This is a genomic window from Shimazuella sp. NTD250 (assembly GCF_059510375.1).
In genome coordinates, this window is record NZ_JCAJZS010000002.1 from 598,600 (window position 1) to 615,997 (window position 17,398).

Annotated in this window: 15 protein-coding genes and 1 other annotated feature; of the genes, 5 read left to right on the plus strand and 10 right to left on the minus strand. The window is 40.1% G+C overall.

Annotated features, from left to right (window positions below):
* Positions 1–9: 9 nt before the first annotated feature.
* The 3 genes from ilvC to ilvB are packed head-to-tail and all read right to left on the minus strand — an operon-like array spanning position 10 to position 3,284.
* The gene (ilvC, locus tag AC5WOF_RS07905; RefSeq protein WP_496049400.1) at positions 10–1,020 is read right to left on the minus strand and encodes a ketol-acid reductoisomerase; all 1,011 of its coding nucleotides are present in this window, start codon (positions 1,018–1,020) and stop codon (positions 10–12) included.
* Between the two features lie 30 nt (positions 1,021–1,050).
* Positions 1,051–1,554 carry an acetolactate synthase small subunit gene (ilvN, locus tag AC5WOF_RS07910; protein ID WP_496049401.1) on the minus strand — a complete coding sequence of 168 codons (504 nt, stop codon included), beginning with the start codon at positions 1,552–1,554 and terminating at the stop codon, positions 1,051–1,053.
* Positions 1,551–3,284, minus strand: a complete 1,734-nt coding sequence (gene ilvB, locus AC5WOF_RS07915; RefSeq protein ID WP_496049402.1) for a biosynthetic-type acetolactate synthase large subunit — start codon at positions 3,282–3,284, stop codon at positions 1,551–1,553. The genes ilvN and ilvB overlap by 4 nt, the downstream gene beginning before the upstream one ends.
* 712 nt (positions 3,285–3,996) lie before the next feature.
* Here ilvB and AC5WOF_RS07920 point away from each other — a divergent pair.
* The 4 genes from AC5WOF_RS07920 (at position 3,997) to AC5WOF_RS07935 (ending at position 9,688) form a co-directional block, all read left to right on the plus strand.
* The gene (locus tag AC5WOF_RS07920; protein WP_496049403.1) at positions 3,997–4,287 is read left to right on the plus strand and encodes a heterocycloanthracin/sonorensin family bacteriocin; all 291 of its coding nucleotides are present in this window, start codon (positions 3,997–3,999) and stop codon (positions 4,285–4,287) included.
* A gap of 117 nt (positions 4,288–4,404) precedes the next feature.
* Positions 4,405–6,171 carry a hypothetical protein gene (locus AC5WOF_RS07925; RefSeq protein WP_496049404.1) on the plus strand — a complete coding sequence of 589 codons (1,767 nt, stop codon included), beginning with the start codon at positions 4,405–4,407 and terminating at the stop codon, positions 6,169–6,171.
* Positions 6,168–8,111, plus strand: a complete 1,944-nt coding sequence (locus tag AC5WOF_RS07930) for a TOMM precursor leader peptide-binding protein (protein WP_496049405.1) — start codon at positions 6,168–6,170, stop codon at positions 8,109–8,111. Before AC5WOF_RS07925 ends, AC5WOF_RS07930 begins: the two co-directional genes overlap by 4 nt.
* Positions 8,112–8,125: 14 nt before the next feature.
* Entirely contained in the window at positions 8,126–9,688 is a 1,563-nt protein-coding gene (locus AC5WOF_RS07935) for a SagB family peptide dehydrogenase (protein WP_496049406.1), read from the plus strand.
* Between the two features lie 41 nt (positions 9,689–9,729).
* Here the strand turns inward: AC5WOF_RS07935 and ilvD are convergent, their stop codons facing one another.
* The 7 genes from ilvD to AC5WOF_RS07970 form a co-directional block, all read right to left on the minus strand.
* Positions 9,730–11,400, minus strand: coding sequence for a dihydroxy-acid dehydratase (ilvD, locus tag AC5WOF_RS07940; RefSeq protein ID WP_496049407.1), 1,671 nt, complete (start codon positions 11,398–11,400; stop codon positions 9,730–9,732).
* 155 nt (positions 11,401–11,555) lie between these two features.
* Positions 11,556–11,963, minus strand: a complete 408-nt coding sequence (locus AC5WOF_RS07945) for a hypothetical protein (RefSeq protein WP_496049408.1) — start codon at positions 11,961–11,963, stop codon at positions 11,556–11,558.
* A gap of 238 nt (positions 11,964–12,201) precedes the next feature.
* Positions 12,202–12,555, minus strand: coding sequence for a 50S ribosomal protein L20 (gene rplT, locus AC5WOF_RS07950; RefSeq protein WP_496049409.1), 354 nt, complete (start codon positions 12,553–12,555; stop codon positions 12,202–12,204).
* 21 nt (positions 12,556–12,576) lie between these two features.
* Complete coding sequence (gene rpmI / locus AC5WOF_RS07955; protein WP_496049410.1) at positions 12,577–12,774, minus strand: 50S ribosomal protein L35; 198 nt, start codon at positions 12,772–12,774, stop codon at positions 12,577–12,579.
* A gap of 20 nt (positions 12,775–12,794) precedes the next feature.
* Complete coding sequence (gene infC, locus AC5WOF_RS07960; protein ID WP_496049445.1) at positions 12,795–13,316, minus strand: translation initiation factor IF-3; 522 nt, start codon at positions 13,314–13,316, stop codon at positions 12,795–12,797.
* A gap of 24 nt (positions 13,317–13,340) precedes the next feature.
* Positions 13,341–13,461, minus strand: a sequence feature (ribosomal protein L20 leader region).
* Between the two features lie 44 nt (positions 13,462–13,505).
* Positions 13,506–15,194 (minus strand): arginine--tRNA ligase, encoded by a 1,689-nt coding sequence (gene argS / locus AC5WOF_RS07965; protein ID WP_496049411.1) that lies wholly within the window; start codon positions 15,192–15,194, stop codon positions 13,506–13,508.
* 279 nt (positions 15,195–15,473) lie between these two features.
* Entirely contained in the window at positions 15,474–15,992 is a 519-nt protein-coding gene (locus AC5WOF_RS07970; RefSeq protein ID WP_496049412.1) for a hypothetical protein, read from the minus strand.
* Positions 15,993–16,164: 172 nt separating this feature from the next.
* Here AC5WOF_RS07970 and AC5WOF_RS07975 point away from each other — a divergent pair, with 172 nt between their 5' ends.
* Positions 16,165–17,352, plus strand: coding sequence for a glycosyl hydrolase family 18 protein (locus AC5WOF_RS07975; protein WP_496049413.1), 1,188 nt, complete (start codon positions 16,165–16,167; stop codon positions 17,350–17,352).
* The last annotated feature ends 46 nt before the right edge of the window (positions 17,353–17,398 follow it).

Here is a 17,398-nt window from a genome sequence, read left to right on the forward strand (position 1 = left end):
ACTTATTTTTTAGTTTTTGGAACCAATTGGCTCTTTGTTTACCCAAACCATCATTTGGCGAAGTTTGCTTCCTACCTGCTCGATAGCATGTTCCTTTTCACTAGCTGCGATTTTGTTGAATTCTGGACGACCATTTTGGTTTTCCGCGATCCAATTGTTAGCGAAAGTTCCATCTTGGATTTCTTTCAAAACTTGTTCCATCGCTTGGCGAGAAGGAGCTCCTACTACGCGTTTTCCACTTACATAATCTCCATATTCAGCAGTATCACTGATAGAATAGCGCATTCCGCTTAGACCTTTTTCATACATGAGGTCGACAATCAACTTCAGCTCGTGCAGACACTCAAAATATGCGATTTCTGGCTGGTAACCTGCACTGACTAGTGTTTCAAACCCATTTTTCACGAGTTCAGTCACCCCGCCACAAAGTACGGCTTGCTCTCCAAATAGGTCTGTTTCAGTCTCTTCTTTGAATGTCGTTTCGATAACACCTGCGCGGGTACTTCCAATTCCTTTACAATAAGCAAGAGCCACATCTTTTGCAGTTCCACTCGCATCTTGGTGAACAGCGATCAAGGATGGAACTCCAAACCCTTCTTGATAGACACGGCGAACCAAATGTCCAGGTGATTTTGGTGCAACTAGGATAACATCCACATCATTTGGAGCTACAATTTGTCCGAAATGAATGTTAAATCCATGAGAGAACATCAATACATTTCCAGCTTCCAAATTCTCTTTGATCTGTGTTTCATATACCTTTTTCTGATGCTCATCTGGCAACAAAATTTGGATTACATCTGCTTGCTTAGCTGCCTCATCAACTGGAAAAACTTGAAAACCATCGTTTTCCGCTTGCTCCCATGAATTTCCAGGGCGCAGTCCGATTACAACCTTTACACCACTATCACGCAAGTTTTGTGCTTGTGCATGTCCTTGACTGCCATATCCAACTACTGCTACTGTTTTGCCACTGAAAAGATGTAGATTTGCATCGCCTTCATAATACATTTTACTCATGTTTTTTATTCCCCCAGATTTTTAAATTCTTTAGATAACAGTTGTAAGTGAAATTTTATCTATTTCCCGACTAAGTGCAATTACACCAGTACGGGCAATTTCCAAAATATTATATGGCCGAAGCAGCTCTGTCAAAGTGTCTAATTTCGCTCTATCTCCTGTAGCTTGCAGCATGATAGAATCATGTCCCACATCTACAACATTTGCCCGAAACGGATCAACAATTCCTTGAATTTCCATTCGTACATTTGGTTCAGCTGCTACTCGAATGAGCATCAATTCACGCTCTACACTAGTTGTTTCTGTGATGGTTTTCACTTCAATAACATCAATTAATTTGGACAATTGTTTGGACAATTGATTGAGGGTTCGCTCATCACCGCCGGTGACGATGATCATCCGAGATAAATTTTTCTCTTCTGATTTCCCTACACTGATGCTTTCAATATTAAAGTTACGTTGTCCCAGAAGACTGGAGACACGAGCTAAGACGCGTGGGCGATTATTCACTAATACAGAGAAAATATGCCTCATTGCTCTTCATCTCCCATCATCATCTCATCTAATCCTGTTCCTGGAGCAACCATTGGATATACATTTTCATTTGGATTTACCCAGAAATCAAGTACTGCTGGTCCTGGATGTTCCAATGCTTCTTTCCAAGCTTGTATCGCTTCTTCTTTGTTCTTCGCACGCCAAGCTTTCACACCATAAGCATCTGCAAGTTTTACAAAATCAGGGCTTCCAGATAAGTCTACTTCACTGTAACGCTCTTTATAAAATACTTCTTGCCACTGACGTACCATACCCAAACATTGATTGTTGATGATCACTATTTTTACAGGGATTTTTTCTAATGCGATAACAGCCAACTCTTGGGCTGTCATTTGAAAACCACCATCACCAGTTACAGCGATAACCGTACGATCTGGATATGCTAGTTGTGCTCCGATAGCAGCTGGAAAACCAAAGCCCATCGTTCCAAGTCCTCCAGAGGAAAGCAACGAGCGGGGTTCAGAAAATTGATAATACTGAGCTACCCACATTTGATGTTGTCCAACATCTGTTGCTACAATGGCCTTTCCTTCTGTTGTCTCATCTAAATGTTCAATTACCCATTGAGGTTTTAAGCCATTTTCATCTGAATCGTTATACTGCAATGGATATTCCTTTTTCCAAGAATCACAGAGGCTCAACCAGTTACTCGAGTCAGCAGAAGGTAATTGATTGTTTGCAGCAGCTAATACTTCTTTGACATCACCAACAATTGGCACATAAGTGTGTACGTTTTTATCAATTTCTGCTGGATCAATGTCGATATGAATAATTTTAGCACCAGTAGCAAATTTATCGATTCTCCCCATCGTCACACGGTCATCAAACCGGGCTCCGATTCCAATCAACAGATCACACTCTAGCAATGCGTGGTTGGCGGCATAAGTCCCATGCATTCCTGGCATCCCTAGCCAAAGCGGGTTTCTGCTAGGAAATCCACCCAATCCCATTAACGTTGTGGTTACAGGTATGTTGGATTTTTCAGCAAATTCAATCAGTTCTGCTTGTGCATTTGCTCGAACTACTCCACCGCCAGCTAAAATCACAGGACGCTCAGCTTGCTGAATTACTTGATGAAGGCGGGAGATTTGAACTTGACTCGGTTTCTCTGGAGCATGTAACCCTCTAATCTCCGCTTTTTCTGGATAAGAAAAGGTGCTGACAGCCTGAGATACATCTTTTGGAATATCAATTAGAACTGGTCCTGGTCTTCCTGTTACAGCAATTGTAAAAGCTTCTTTTACGACTATCGGAATCTCATCAACACTTCTGACGAGATAGTTATGTTTCGTAATCGGCATCGTTATACCTGTAATGTCAGCTTCTTGAAATGCATCTGTTCCCAATAGACTAAGTGGCACATTCCCCGTAATACAAACTAGAGGAATAGAATCCATCATCGCTGTAGCGATCCCTGTTACCAAGTTGGTAGCACCTGGACCTGAAGTAGCCATTACAACACCTGGTTTACCTGTAGCTCTCGCATAACCATCTGCTGCATGGATTGCACCTTGTTCATGTCTTGCCAACATATGACGAACATGACCATCATACAGCGAATCATAAATAGGAAGGACTGCACCCCCAGGATAACCAAAAATCATGTCTACTCCTTCTTCTACTAGAGAACGAAGCAAAATTTCAGACCCTGTGTACTTTTTTTCATCCAAATCAATAGAACTTGTCTTTGATTCCAATTGGGGAGCCAAAGTAATTCCTCCTTTTTTCCAAATAAAAAAAACCGTACGATCCCAAGTGAAGAATATCACCAATTGGGACGAACAGTTCGTGGTACCACCCAAGTTCACTGATGCTTCACAGCATACAGTCTCATCAAGTACATGTGTACTCGGTCGATAACGGTGACAACCGATCATGATCTACTCAAGTAAGCCTTTACTCTTTCGACATGTAACTCAGAGGTGAGAAGCAAAATACTTACGGTTTTGGGTCTCAGCAAATCCCAAATTCTCTGTAACGCGTATTGGCAAATCACTTATATCCTCGTCATTGTTTTTATAAATTCCATTTAATTTGTTTTTAAGTTTTGAGAAATACAGTTATTTTTTATTATTTAGGTGTTATTATATCGATCACACTTTTCGATTGTCAACCCACTATTCCGATATTTTATATTACAAAAATGACAGCGCTGTCATTGTAATTTCATAAATTTTTATGTGATCACTTATTAAAAGTGATTTACTTTTAAGATGGTTATGAATGAAATGATAACAAAGACAATATTAAATCAATTTACATAAATATACCATAGAGAGACCAAATTGAACACTTTTTGTGAATAACAATTATTCATTTTGTTTAGTCACCTAATTCTTTTCTCATCATACATATATCTTGTCGAGGAGGGCTATTATCACGACTTACCTCCCGAAAACATGCTTGTTGGAGGTTGGACAAATGAGCGAATTTCAAAAGGAAATTCAAGAACTTAGTGTTGACGAATATAGCAAAGGCGAAGTGACACCCTGGCATGAGTACATGGAACAATATGAACAATATGAGCAACTTGAGCAATATGGGCAGCATGAAGATTTAGAATTAGCACAACGCTGTGGATTCCGATGTGGCGGTTGTGGTGGATGTGGCGGTTTCCGACGTTGTGGTGGCTGTGGTGGTTGTGGCGGTTGTGGCGGTTGCGGAGGTTGTGCACCTCTATTTCCATTCTTTCCCTTCTTCCCATTTTTCTAAAGAGTTTTCAACATTATCGGCGCCCTGTTATTCAGGGCTATTTTTTATAGGGCAAGTAGACAAATATCTCTACATAATATAAAGAAATAGTTGCTTTTTAGGGGTGAGGATAAATCAATGTTCACTATGCTTCCAACTGCACGATTAAAAGCAAATCAAGATACCTACTATGTTCCTGATTCAGAAGGCGGTATATATTTTCGCAACCACAGACATTCCTTCCGAATGCAAGGTTCCAATGTATACCAATGGATGGAAAGACTAATCCCCATGCTGGATGGTACCCATACCTTGCAAGAAATAACAGAGGGATTACCTGATACTCACCAGCAGAGAGTTTATGAACTTTCAAACCTATTGCTACAAGAAGGATTTATTCGAGATATCAGCAAAGATAAACCGCATACCTTAAGTGAAAAGCTAATGAAATGCTATCAGTCACAAATTGTTTACTTAGATCATCATGTCGGCTCTGGTGCTCATCACTTTGAAAAATATCGACATGCAAATCTACTAGTTATTGGGCATGGTTCCTTTCTCACTTCGCTGATATCTTCCCTGATTGAATCCGGACTCCAAAAGATTGCTCTTTTTCTTACTAATAAATCGAACACAAATATGGAACGTATGAGATATCTAGAAACAGACTCCGCGGTAAAGATCACTGATATCACACAAGATGATATACATCCTTGGGCAAAAATAATACAGCCCTATGACTCTGTTTTATTTGTAGGAACAGAGTCAGATGCAGAGCAAATAATAGACCTAGCAACACTTTGTGAGCAAGAAAACAAACATTTTATACCTGCTATCACCTATCAAAACACAGGAATGGTAGGACCGATAATAGATTGGGAATCTGCATGGCGTAGACTGGCGAAAACATCAGACAGCATTAACAAAGAAATCAATCATACTGCAATATCTATCCTTGCAAACCTCCTATCCTTCCGCTGGTTTCAACTAGTCAATGGAGTGATTCCATTAGAAAACCGCCAAGTTTTCTTGCTTGATATGCAGACTCTAGAAGGCAAATGGCATTCTTTTTTATCTCATCCACTCACACATAAGACCAATGAAACAATAAAACCATTAGCTTCAACTGAATGGTTGTCTTCTTCTCAAACAACTCATATACAAAGTATCTTTGCTCCTATCACCTCTGAGGAAACAGGAATATTTCGATCTCTTGGACCAGAAAATTTGTTGCAGTTACCCTTATCGCAATGTCTTGTAGAAATAGCTGATCCACTTGATAAACAGCAGACCACCCCAATTATTTGTTCAGCATTAACACATTTAGAAGCACGTCGTGAAGCAGGGTTAAGCGGCTTAGAAGCATACGCTTCTCTGTTTCCAGAAATCGCACACGATCTAAAAGGAAAAGTAGCAATTGGAGTCGGGGAAAATCGTCAAGAAGCAATTTGCCGTGCTTTTCTCAAGCACTTGGAAGCAGGTAAAAAAAACAGACCTACTCATCCGCAAAAAATACAACGGAAGGGAGAGACCAGCAAGTATTTTGCAGAGTGCCTCAGCCTATTGGGTGCACATCCTACCTTATACTTAGAGGATCACATCTATGGCTTTCCTATTGGCTGGGTAGAAGTAAATAATTCTTGGTTTGGCAGTGTGGGATTGCATACTGACATGGCCTTGCAAACTGCATTGCACAGAGCGTTACACTCTGTACAAAATAAATCTATTGATCATCATCTTCATCAGCATATCCCATTGGAATCAATCGAAAAAACGCTAGAAACTATTACTCATCGTTTGAAATTACAAAATAAACAATTACAAGTATTCGATATAAAACTGGAAGATATCATCTCCCAAAACCTCTCTGTTGTTGCGGTGACAACTCAGGAGGAAAAATCATGACAAAACCGATCATAGGAATTATAGGAGAAGGACATTTAGCAGCGGTTACTGCTAAAGCATTTGAAATGTTCTATACCATTCTCCCTCTTGGATCAACTTGGAAGGACAAAACGTGGAAAGATGCAGATTTACTGCTTGTACTAAGTGACAATTGGAATGCTCGTCTCCATCGGGAAGTTCAGCATGTCGTCTCTTCTACTTCTATTCCGTGGTTACGCTGTTTTGTCCAGTTTGGTGAAGGTATTATTGGTCCGTTCGTTCAATCTGAGGGAGTTTGTTTTCATTGTGCGGACCGTCGATTGCTAATGAGTGCGAAAGATCGCAAAGCAATGTGGCAACTATATCATCAATTATCGCTAGAGCCACCTGCTTTTGCTGATCCCAAAATTTCTTCCTTCTCAATCCATCACTTGAAACACCTTCTCTTACAAGAAGTATCCCAAATCTTTGAACAGCAGTCGAACCTCCAAGATACGATGATATTTGTAAACCTGCACACCCTTCAAACAAGTAAACATACCATCATTGCAGATCCACTTTGTAACATTTGTAATACCCTTCCAGATGACACCCCTGTTAGAGCTGCAATTCATTTGCAATCCAATCCTAAGGTAAAGGAAGATAGTTTTCGGGTTACATCATTAGATTCATGGAAAAATACTTTAAAACAAACCTATTACGAAAATCGAACAGGCGTTTTAATGGGAAATGTTCACGATCTCCTATCTCCCTTCGCTTCGGCAAGTGTATATTTGCCTCTTGCTATTGGCCAAGAAGCAACTGCTGGCCGAACACACCGCTTCGGTGATAGTGAAATTACAGCTATATTTGAAGGGCTGGAACGTTCCTGTGGCATTGCGCCAAGAGGAAGCCGTATTGTTGTTCACGATCATTATTACCATTTGCAGGAAAAGGCCCTTGACCCACTATCAGTAGGCACGCATTCCAAAGAACAATATGCTTTTCCAGATTTCCCTTTCCAAGCATTTGATCCTGAGAAAAAAATGAATTGGGTCTGGAGTTACTGTATCACAAGACAAAAACCAATCCTCGTTCCAGAGCTTTTGGCTTACTACAGCCTTGGGGGCGGCAAAGGATTTGTCTATGAAACTTCCAATGGATGCGCATTAGGAGGAAGTCTAGAAGAAGCCATCTTTCACGGGATCATGGAAGTTTTAGAACGAGATGCTTTTTTGCTGACATGGTATGCTAGGCTGCCGCTGCCTCGAATTGATCCTTTTTCTTCTGGAAACACAGAATTAGATTTGATGCTTCATCGTATCCATGAAATAGCAGGTTATGAAATACATCTGTTTAACGCGACAATGGAGCATGGAATTCCTAGTATTTGGGCAGTAGCTAGAAACAAGAAGAACAGAGGATTTCATTTGATCTGTGCAGCAGGGACTCACTTTGATCCTGTTAAAGCGACGAAAAATGCCCTCCATGAACTCGCTGGTATGATGCTGACGTTAGATGCAAAAGCGGAAAACCAGCGAGCAAAGTATGTAAACATGATCGATAAACCCCATCTGGTAAAAGAAATGCCCGATCATTCGATGTTGTACAGTATACCAGAGACGGAACACCGGCTTGATTTTTTACTCCAGCAAAAGGAAAACACTCAGATATTTCAAGACATCCATTGCCCGCCTGTATCAAAAACTGATTTAAAAGAGGATCTTGAACATGTCATCCAGATTCTCCACCGACAAAATAGGGAAATATTTGTTGTCAATCAAACTACAAGTGAATTACAAAAACAAAATTTACACTGTGTGAAAGTGATTATTCCAGGTATGCTTCCCATGACATTTGGTCATCACTTAACTCGGCTGACTGGATTATCAAGAGTACTTGAAATCCCTAAGAAACTTGGCTTTACAAAAAACACACTAACAATGGAGGAGCTAAATCCTCATCCCCATCCATTCCCATAATAGAGGAGGAAAGCATGGATAGCGATACATTTTTCTCTCATCTTCATGATCATCCTGAGAAATTAAAACCGGCGGATTGGGAAGTGGATTGGAATGATGCTCCACTACCGTATAAACAGTATCAGCAAAATCCATTTATCCATTTATCTCGTGAAATACCAGAAAATTTTCATCCAACCGCCCAAACTCCTACCATCCAAGACATTGGCCATTTATTGTGGTATGTCTATGGAATGACAAAAATTGTCCAGTGCCCTTTTCCAACACATTCAGCAAATCATGAGCTCCAGCATTCCACTGTATGTAGAAAATTTGTCCCTTCTGGTGGTGCCCTTTATCCAAATGAAATATATCTGTATCTACAAATCAAAGATGTACCAAAAGGAGTCTATCACTATGATGTTGCCAAACATGCCTTAGTCCTATTACGAGAAGGAGATTTTGCAGCGTCTATCACCAATTTATTAGGCAGACGAGGTACAATCACAAACTGCTTTGCCACCATTTTTTTATCCACTCTTTTTTGGAAAAACTTTTTTAAATACCATAACTTTGCCTACCGCCTGCAAGGATTAGACAGTGGTATTGTTATTGGGCAATTATTAGAATGTACAAAACAAGTCCCTTATCAAAAAACAGTTTACTACCAATTTCTCGATAAAGCAGCCAATCATTTGCTAGGTATCACTACAGAACAGGAAAGTGTTTATGCCGTCATAACTCTGTCAACTGATAAGCAGAAAGTACATTTCCAGCAAAGAAGCAATGATGTATTAACAAGTGAAACCTTGTGTAAACAAATACCAGCTATCCATCACCCTTACCGACTGAACGCCAAAAATATACTGCCTTATCCGCTAATTGAAAAAATACATACGCAATCTTTGCAAAACACGACAAAGGATTTCTGTCGCGTATCATCGCAAAAAAGTGCTTTACCAAAAACAGACAAATCCATCCCACTATCTCCTAATCGAGAATCGGCGCCATCCTTCTATACCATTTGTAAAAAAAGAACTTCTCCCGGAATGAACTTCACTTTAAAAGGCGTAACGAAGAAGCAACTCACCACCATTCTACAAACGGCAACGGAACATATTGATTATGCTAATGACTTGTACGAAATCGCTGATTCAAATGAACGAATACTAGCAGGATACTTTCATCACATAGAAGCTGTCCCAAATGGGCTTTATGTATATGATCCAGATAGAAATGCTTTAAATCTCCTACGGGAAGGTGATTTTCGCTCGTATTTGCAACAATCTACACTCGAAACTCATATCAATATTTTTCAAGTTCCCATCTGTTTACACATTTTCGGCAAACCAATCTACCACAAAGAAACATTGGGTGTAAGAGGCTATCGCATCCAGCAGATGCAAACAGGTATACTCGTACAGCGACTGGCACTCGCCGCATCTAGTATTGGATTCGGTGCTCATCCTCTGCTTGGATTTGATACAAAGATGATTGACTCCTTATATCCCTTTGATCAACGCTCTTATAAGAGTTTGATACAAATCCCAATCGGTCCATTCCAATCGTATAGTAAATGGGAAGGAATCTTAACATAAAAAGCATCTACCTTTTTTTGGTAGATGCTTTTTATTAATGATTAACTATCTCTTAAAACTGCTCCCGTATTTGCAGAGGTAACCAAACTCGCATAACGGCGCAGGAATCGTCCGCCAACTTCGATTTTTGGAGGTGTCCAGTTCTCTCTTCTCCTTGCTAGTTCATCATCAGGTACTTCTAGCTCTATCGTTCTATTGATCAGATCAATATGAATGATATCCCCTTGTTCCACAAATGCGATAGGGCCGCCGTCAGCAGCTTCTGGAGAAACGTGGCCGATACTTATCCCGCGAGTTGCGCCGGAAAATCTGCCATCGGTGATCAAAGCAACTTCTTTTCCTAACCCTCGACCCATGATTGCAGAAGTAGGAGAAAGCATTTCTGGCATTCCTGGCCCGCCTTTTGGTCCCTCGGAGCGAATAACGACTACATCTCCAGATTTCACTTTCCCAAACGAGATACCAGCGATAGCATCATCTTGGGATTCAAAGATAACGGCTGGTCCACTAAATGTTTTGATCGAAGGATCGACTGCACCAGTCTTGATTACCGCACCATCTGGAGCAATATTTCCATATAGGACACACAATCCGCCTGTCTCACTATAGGCATTGGTAATTGGGTGGATGACTTCCTCATCTAAAATTTCATGCTCTTTAATATTTTCTCCTAATGTTTTTAAAGTTACCGTTTTACAATCCACGTTAAGAATGCCTTCTTTTTTGGATAACTCATTAAGGATAGCATGGATTCCTCCAGCACGATCGATATCTTCCATGTGCCACTTGCCAGCAGGACTTACTTTACATAGATTTGGTACTTTTGCCGCAATTTCGTTGATTCTCGTCAGTGGATACTCCACTCCGATTTCATGAGCGATAGCCAATGTATGTAAAACTGTATTGGTAGAACCACCCATTGCCATATCAAGCGCAAACGCGTTATCGATGGAATCTTGTGTCACAATATCACTCGGTTTCAAATCTGCGTCGATCAGCTTCAAGATCTGAGCAGCAGCTTTTTGTGCCAACACTTTTCTTTCTGGTGTATCTGCCAAAATGCTGCCATTACCTGGCAAAGCTACACCCAACGCCTCTGCTAAGCAGTTCATCGAATTAGCTGTAAACATCCCCGAACAAGAACCACAACTCGGACATGCAAATTGTTCTAATTCATATAGCTCTTTATCATCTATTTTACCGGCTTGGTGAGCTCCTACTCCTTCAAACACAGATACCAAGTCGATTGATTTCCCTGATGGTGTCATGCCGGCTTTCATCGGTCCACCACTGATAAAGATAGTAGGAATATTAACCCGCATTGCTCCCATCAACATCCCTGGCGTAATTTTGTCACAATTCGGGATACAGATAAGACCATCAAACCAGTGTGCGAGGGCTACTGTTTCTACCGCATCTGCGATGACTTCTCTACTGGGAAGAGAATAACGCATACCGATGTGTCCCATCGCTATACCATCATCCACGCCTATGGTATTAAATTCAAAAGGTACCCCACCGGCTGCACGAACGGCATCTTTTACTACTTCAGCAAATTTATTTAAATGCATATGGCCAGGTACGATTTCTACAAATGAATTGCAAATTCCGATAAATGGTTTCCCAAAATCTTCTTCTTTCACACCAGCAGCCCTGAGCAAACTTCTATGGGGTGCTCGATCAACGCCTTTTTTGATTTTGTCACTTCTCACTATAGCTCACCTACTCTATAAAATAATAAAAAAACTTACCAATATGGCAAGCCTCAAAAGGCTTTGTAGAAAAATAAAACTTTGATCTACTAAATTAGATTATATACTATCATATCTGCATGAAAAAAAGCAGGGCTTTTCTTGCGCCTGCTCTCTCAAAAATTACCACTAGCATAACTAGAACCATCTTCAAGACTATCGTGTTCATTTGTGATTTTTTGCATCAACCATTCGTACTCTTCCATTAAATAAGGGATAAAATATTCCGTTCCTTCTTTACTGCCTTCTTGCACAATGACATTCCATACAATTTGATTACAATAATCTACTAATTGATTCCAATCTGCAAAACTCCAAATGATCTCACTACAGTCAAGGCTAGTTATATGATAATAATTGTCATCTTCTGCCCTAAAAATAAAGTCTACACCTATAAGTGCAATATTGTGTTGAAAGCAAATACGGACAAAGTCCTCTGCATACTCAAGGGGTAAACACAAATTGCCTTGTGCATCTAAATGCCCGTACTGTTCATACTCAAGTTTGATCCAATTAACCAGCATTCAGCCCCTACTCCTTTGAATATGGATTAGAGAAACAGAGGGCTATTCCTCTCTTTTTATAAGTCATCACTAATCTATTATATACTACACATAGAACATCCAATGTTTAAATTGTTATCAATATTTGTCAAAATAGTACTTAGTACTAAATGACTTACTCTTATATCCAACTTAGACTTTAAACCAATCAAAAAATCTCATAGATAATATCTATGAGATTTAAAAAGAGAATAAGAGCCTATTGTGCTTTTTTCGCAACTTGCACGAGTTCGCTAAAAGCTTTTTCATCGAAAATAGCTAATTCAGCAAGCATTTTACGGTTGATATCAACACCAGCAACTTTTAATCCGTGCATCAATTTATTGTATGACAAACCATTGGTACGAGCAGCTGCATTAATACGTGTAATCCAAAGACGACGGAAATCACGTTTGCGCTGACGACGGTCACGATATGCATACATAAGAGATTTCATTACTTGCTGCTTCGCAGTACGGAATAAACGGTGTTTGGAACCGAAGTATCCACGAGCTAGTTTCAGCACGCGTTTACGACGGCGACGGGTAACAGTACCACCCTTAACTCTTGCCATAAAAATTCCCTCCTAAACATTCTATTTATAAGCGATTAATTGTTCGATACGTTTGGTATCACCTTTAGCCATGATGGCACTTTTACGTAATTTGCGTTTTTGTTTCGCAGATTTGCCTTCTAGTAAGTGGCTAGTAAATGCATGATTACGCTTCACTTTACCAGTACCTGTTTTATTGAAACGTTTGGTAGCTGATTTTTTAGACTTCATTTTTGGCATCGTATATACTCCCTTCGATGTCAGTTTGACGATTTTGGAGTTAAGATCATAATCATTTGACGTCCTTCTAACTTAGGATGTCTTTCAATTTCAGAGATTTCTTTGACTTCTTGAGCCATCCGTACGAGCACCCGACGACCAAGGTCTTGGTGCGTGATTTCCCGTCCGCGGAAACGAATACTCAACTTCACTTTGTCACCTTGCTCTAAAAACTTCACTACATTTTTGAGCTTAGTCTGAACGTCATGATCCTCAATAGAAGGACTGAGACGTACTTCTTTTAATTGAACGATTTTTTGGTTCCGACGTGCTTCTTTCTCACGTTTGCTTTGCTCATAACGGTATTTGCCATAGTCCATAATTCTACAAACGGGTGGTTTCGCCTGTGGAGCTACATTGACAAGGTCGAGATTTTGTTCTCCCGCCAAACGCAGTGCTTCTCTGAGTGGTTGAATTCCAAGTTGCTCACCATTTGCCCCTATAAGTCGCACTTCACGAGCGCGGATCGCTTCGTTGACCTGTTGCTGTTCTTTGCTAATAATTACACCTCCAGTATTGGGAATTGCCAATGCAAATAAGTGTGGACGAAAGTCGCCCACACGTAAAAGATTACGGTATTCCTCAACTAACCTAGCAACAACCTAATTGCGTCGACCAGGTGAGAAGCGGGCGCTTCTGCTTACACAATGTTGTTATTCTAGCATGTCTTTGGCATCCCTGTCAAACTTCGATTACATTTCTGTTGGAGCATGGAGCCCAAGTATGCGAAGGGCTTCTTTTAACACTGTTGCCGTTGCAAAAATGAGATTTAGCCTGGCATCTTTATTCTTCTCATCTGATAAAATATGAACATGCGCATAATACTGATTGAGTGTGCGAGCTAAGTCCAAAGCAAATCTTGCGATCTTAGATGGATCATATTCACGCCAAGCCAATTTTACTACTTGATCAAAATCTTTTAACAAAGACAGAATTGGCCATGCTTCTTCATCTTCCACCTCTAATGCTTCTGTGCTAGGTGTATATGCCCCTTTTCTGAGCAACGAATGACAGCGGGCATGTGTATACTGTAGATAGGGACCAGTCTCACCTTCAAAATTAAGCATCTGTTCCATGGAAAACTCTACATCGTTCGTACGGAAATGTTTGAGATCATGAAAAATAACTGCACCAATCCCCACGTCATGAGACACTTTTTCTTTTTCTACTAAAGCAGGATTCTTCTCTTCAATGATTTTTCGTATCCGGTCAATAGCACTTGTCAAAGCATCTTCTAGTAAAACGACATGGCCTTTACGTGTGGACATTTTTTTGCCGTCACGCAACATCATCCCAAAAGAAACATGCTCCATATCTTTTGCCCATTTAAAGCCTGCTTTTTGTAATACTAATTTTAGCTGTTGGAAATGTAAGCTCTGTTCACTGCCAACAACATAAAGAGACTTTACAAAGTTATATTCCTTTTTCCGATAGATCGCTGTAGCTAAATCCCTTGTGGCATAAAGTGTTGCTCCATCTGATTTTTGAACCAAACAAGGCGGTAAACCTTCCTCTTCCAAAGAAACTACTTTTGCCCCTTCACTTTCCACCAACAAACCATTTTCCTCTAAAAGTTTTACAACTGCTTCCATTTTATCGTTATAGAATGCTTCTCCAGCGAAGGAATCAAATTGAACATCTAAAAGATCATAGATTCGCATAAACTCTTGAAGAGATTCCTCACGGAACCACTCCCACAAAGTAAAGTTTTCTGCATCTCCCTCTTCCAGCAGTTTGAATGCTTCTCTACCCGCTTCTTCTAAAGATGGATCATCTACTACTTCCTCATGGAAACGCAAATATAACTTCATTAATTCAGAAATCGGCTTTTTACGAACGGCCTCTTCATCTCCCCATTTGCGATAAGCGACAATCAGTTTCCCAAATTGGGTACCCCAATCTCCTAAGTGGTTAATCCGAACAGGACGATAACCGTTTTTTTCAGCGATGTTGGCTATGCTGTTGCCAATTACGGTTGAACGCAGATGTCCCATGGAAAAAGCTTTTGCGATATTCGGTGACGACAAATCGATTGTCACTGTCTCCCCTTTTCCATTCTTATTTGCTCCATACTGATCACCCAATCGCAAGATTCCATCTAAAATCTGCTTACTTGCTCGCTTCTGATCAAGAAAAACATTGACGTACGGCCCTGCTGCTTCTACTTTTTGAAACAAATCGTGTACGACTTTCGGTGCTAATTCGCTCGCTATCATATTTGGGGCCTTCTTCCAATGCTTTGCTAGGACAAAACACGGAAAAGCGAAATCCCCTAGATTTTGTTTTTTGGGTTTCTCGATTACTTTTTCGATTTCCTCTATCGGCAGAATATCTCCAAGGCAAGTTGATAATTGCTCTGCAAAAATGCGTTTGTAATCCATTTTCATTCCTCCTAAAATAAATAAAAAACACCCATCTCCAAAAAAGGAGACGAGCGTTCTGCCCGCGGTACCACTCCGCTTGTGCCCAAAGCACCACTTTACCCTTGTTAACGGGGTGTTCCCCGATCAGTAGCTTACAAGAATGCGTTTCGGAAAATACTCATACTGAGCTCTCACTATCCTCAGTTCGCTTCGATGATCGATATTTCCCTACTCTTTCTTTACCGATATATGATAATCACTATATTTACCAAAAAAGCGCCTTGTGGTCAAGCCTGCTTAACCTTTTGAATTGATGGTGAAATACTGTTCCATATCTCCGGGTTCATTGATCGATTGAATCGGACCACTGAAATATGCCTTTTGTCCATATTCCAATTTTATTTTTCCACTCTTGATTCCGTTTATTTTCAATTGCTGGATAGCAGACCAAATTTGTTCTTTTAATTGATTGATTTCATAGGCTTCAAATGGTTCATTCAATTTCACATGCACCACTAACAACGGGTCCAAATCACCATTTACAGTTTCTTTGGCATGCTGTAAACCATATTTGTAATTAGGGAGCTTATCTTCCGGGACATCCCAGCTGGAATCTGAGTAAAAGATAAGCTCCGAAGTTACTTTCGAAGAAACAGGAGCAAATACATCCTTCATCCATGGTGTTACTTCTTGATCCACTTGTTTTGTCCAAAGCGGTTCAAGTACATCTGTGGAAACTCCACTATTTCCGCAACCGGCTAATACTAAAAGCAATAATAAACTACCAATTAACCATCCAAACTTTCTCGCAGCCAATATGTTCATTTTCCTTTCGCGATAAGACTGTGCACATAAATAAAATTATACTTTTTGCAAAGATTCAGGACAATCATTTTCTGATGGATAATAGATGACAAACCTAATAGAGCATAAAAAATTCAAAAATACCAAAACCTATATTAACTACCGAATACAAAGGAATTATATAATGAAAAAGATCTATTTCTTACTATTGACCCTTATACTTACTGCTTGTACCGCTTCAAAACAACAAAGTGATCCAAAACGAAATAACGCGATACAACCCAAACAGACACAAGTAGTCAAAAAATCAAATACTGTCGAAACTCATCGCAATCATGCACCACCGATCAATGACAACGAAATCTATCAACCGATTTCGACAACTAACAAGCAAACGGTAGAAATCCTTGGTTTCCTTGATCCCTCTAACGTCAAAAGAGCGACCGAAAATATTAAACGATTTTCTCCTCAATTGACCTATATAGCCTTCTTTAGTTACAACGCGAAAGCAAATGGACAATTAGTCTCTGTAAAGGATGATACTCCTCTAAAAGCAACTCATAAACAACATACAACTCCAATGATGGTCATCACGAATCTTGGGGAACAGAACTATTCTGCTTCTATTGCTCATACCCTGTTTACCAATCCCACAGCAAAAAAAAGGTTCATGCACAACATCCTATCCACAATGAAACAAAAGGGGTTTCGTGCTCTAAATATTGACTTTGAACATATCGATGAAAAAGATAAAGTACTTTACAATCGATTTTTAGAAACATTCATCCCCATCGTCAAACAAAATGGCTTTATCGTCTCTACCGACTTAGCACCCAAATCAAGTGATAAGCAAGATGGTCCTTGGGCAGGCGCACATGATTATGCTTTCCATGGAAAAATAGCAGACTTTGTGGTGTTAATGACATATGACTGGGCGTATAGTGAAGGCCCCCCAAATCCTATTGCCCCAACTCCAGAAATCAGCAAAGTTTTAGACTATGCCATTACGAAAATTCCCAGTAGCAAAATTATGATGGGATTTCCTTTGTATGGATATGATTGGATCGTTCCTTATAAGAAAGACAATAAACCTGCAAAGCTGGTGTCTCCTCAAGAGGCCAGTAGGATCGCTCTGTCTACTGGAGCTAATATTTACTATGATAACCGAGCTCAAGTACCTTCTTTCTCCTATCAAGATGACAGCGGAAACAAGCACGAAGTTTGGTATGAAAACGAACAGAGTGCACAAGCCAAGTTTAACTTGGTCAAAAAATATAAGCTTCGCGGCATTGGATATTGGGCCATCAGCCATCGAGACTTTCCCCGCAATTGGACATTGCTAGAAGAAAACTTCCATATTCATAAGTACTGATAAACAGGCTGCTAGGTACGTTTTTTGTCAGGAGAAGTGATCTTTT

Excerpts from the sequence above, each read along its gene's own strand:
- ilvC (WP_496049400.1), bottom strand. The coding sequence starts at position 1,020 with ATGAGTAAAATGTATTATGAAGGCGATGCAAATCTACATCTTTTCAGT.
- ilvN (WP_496049401.1), bottom strand. The coding sequence starts at position 1,554 with ATGAGGCATATTTTCTCTGTATTAGTGAATAATCGCCCACGCGTCTTA.
- AC5WOF_RS07920 (WP_496049403.1), top strand. The coding sequence starts at position 3,997 with ATGAGCGAATTTCAAAAGGAAATTCAAGAACTTAGTGTTGACGAATAT.
- AC5WOF_RS07925 (WP_496049404.1), top strand. The coding sequence starts at position 4,405 with ATGTTCACTATGCTTCCAACTGCACGATTAAAAGCAAATCAAGATACC.
- AC5WOF_RS07930 (WP_496049405.1), top strand. The coding sequence starts at position 6,168 with ATGACAAAACCGATCATAGGAATTATAGGAGAAGGACATTTAGCAGCG.
- AC5WOF_RS07935 (WP_496049406.1), top strand. The coding sequence starts at position 8,126 with ATGGATAGCGATACATTTTTCTCTCATCTTCATGATCATCCTGAGAAA.
- AC5WOF_RS07945 (WP_496049408.1), bottom strand. The coding sequence starts at position 11,963 with ATGCTGGTTAATTGGATCAAACTTGAGTATGAACAGTACGGGCATTTA.
- rplT (WP_496049409.1), bottom strand. The coding sequence starts at position 12,555 with ATGGCAAGAGTTAAGGGTGGTACTGTTACCCGTCGCCGTCGTAAACGC.
- rpmI (WP_496049410.1), bottom strand. The coding sequence starts at position 12,774 with ATGCCAAAAATGAAGTCTAAAAAATCAGCTACCAAACGTTTCAATAAA.
- argS (WP_496049411.1), bottom strand. The coding sequence starts at position 15,194 with ATGGATTACAAACGCATTTTTGCAGAGCAATTATCAACTTGCCTTGGA.
- AC5WOF_RS07975 (WP_496049413.1), top strand. The coding sequence starts at position 16,165 with ATGAAAAAGATCTATTTCTTACTATTGACCCTTATACTTACTGCTTGT.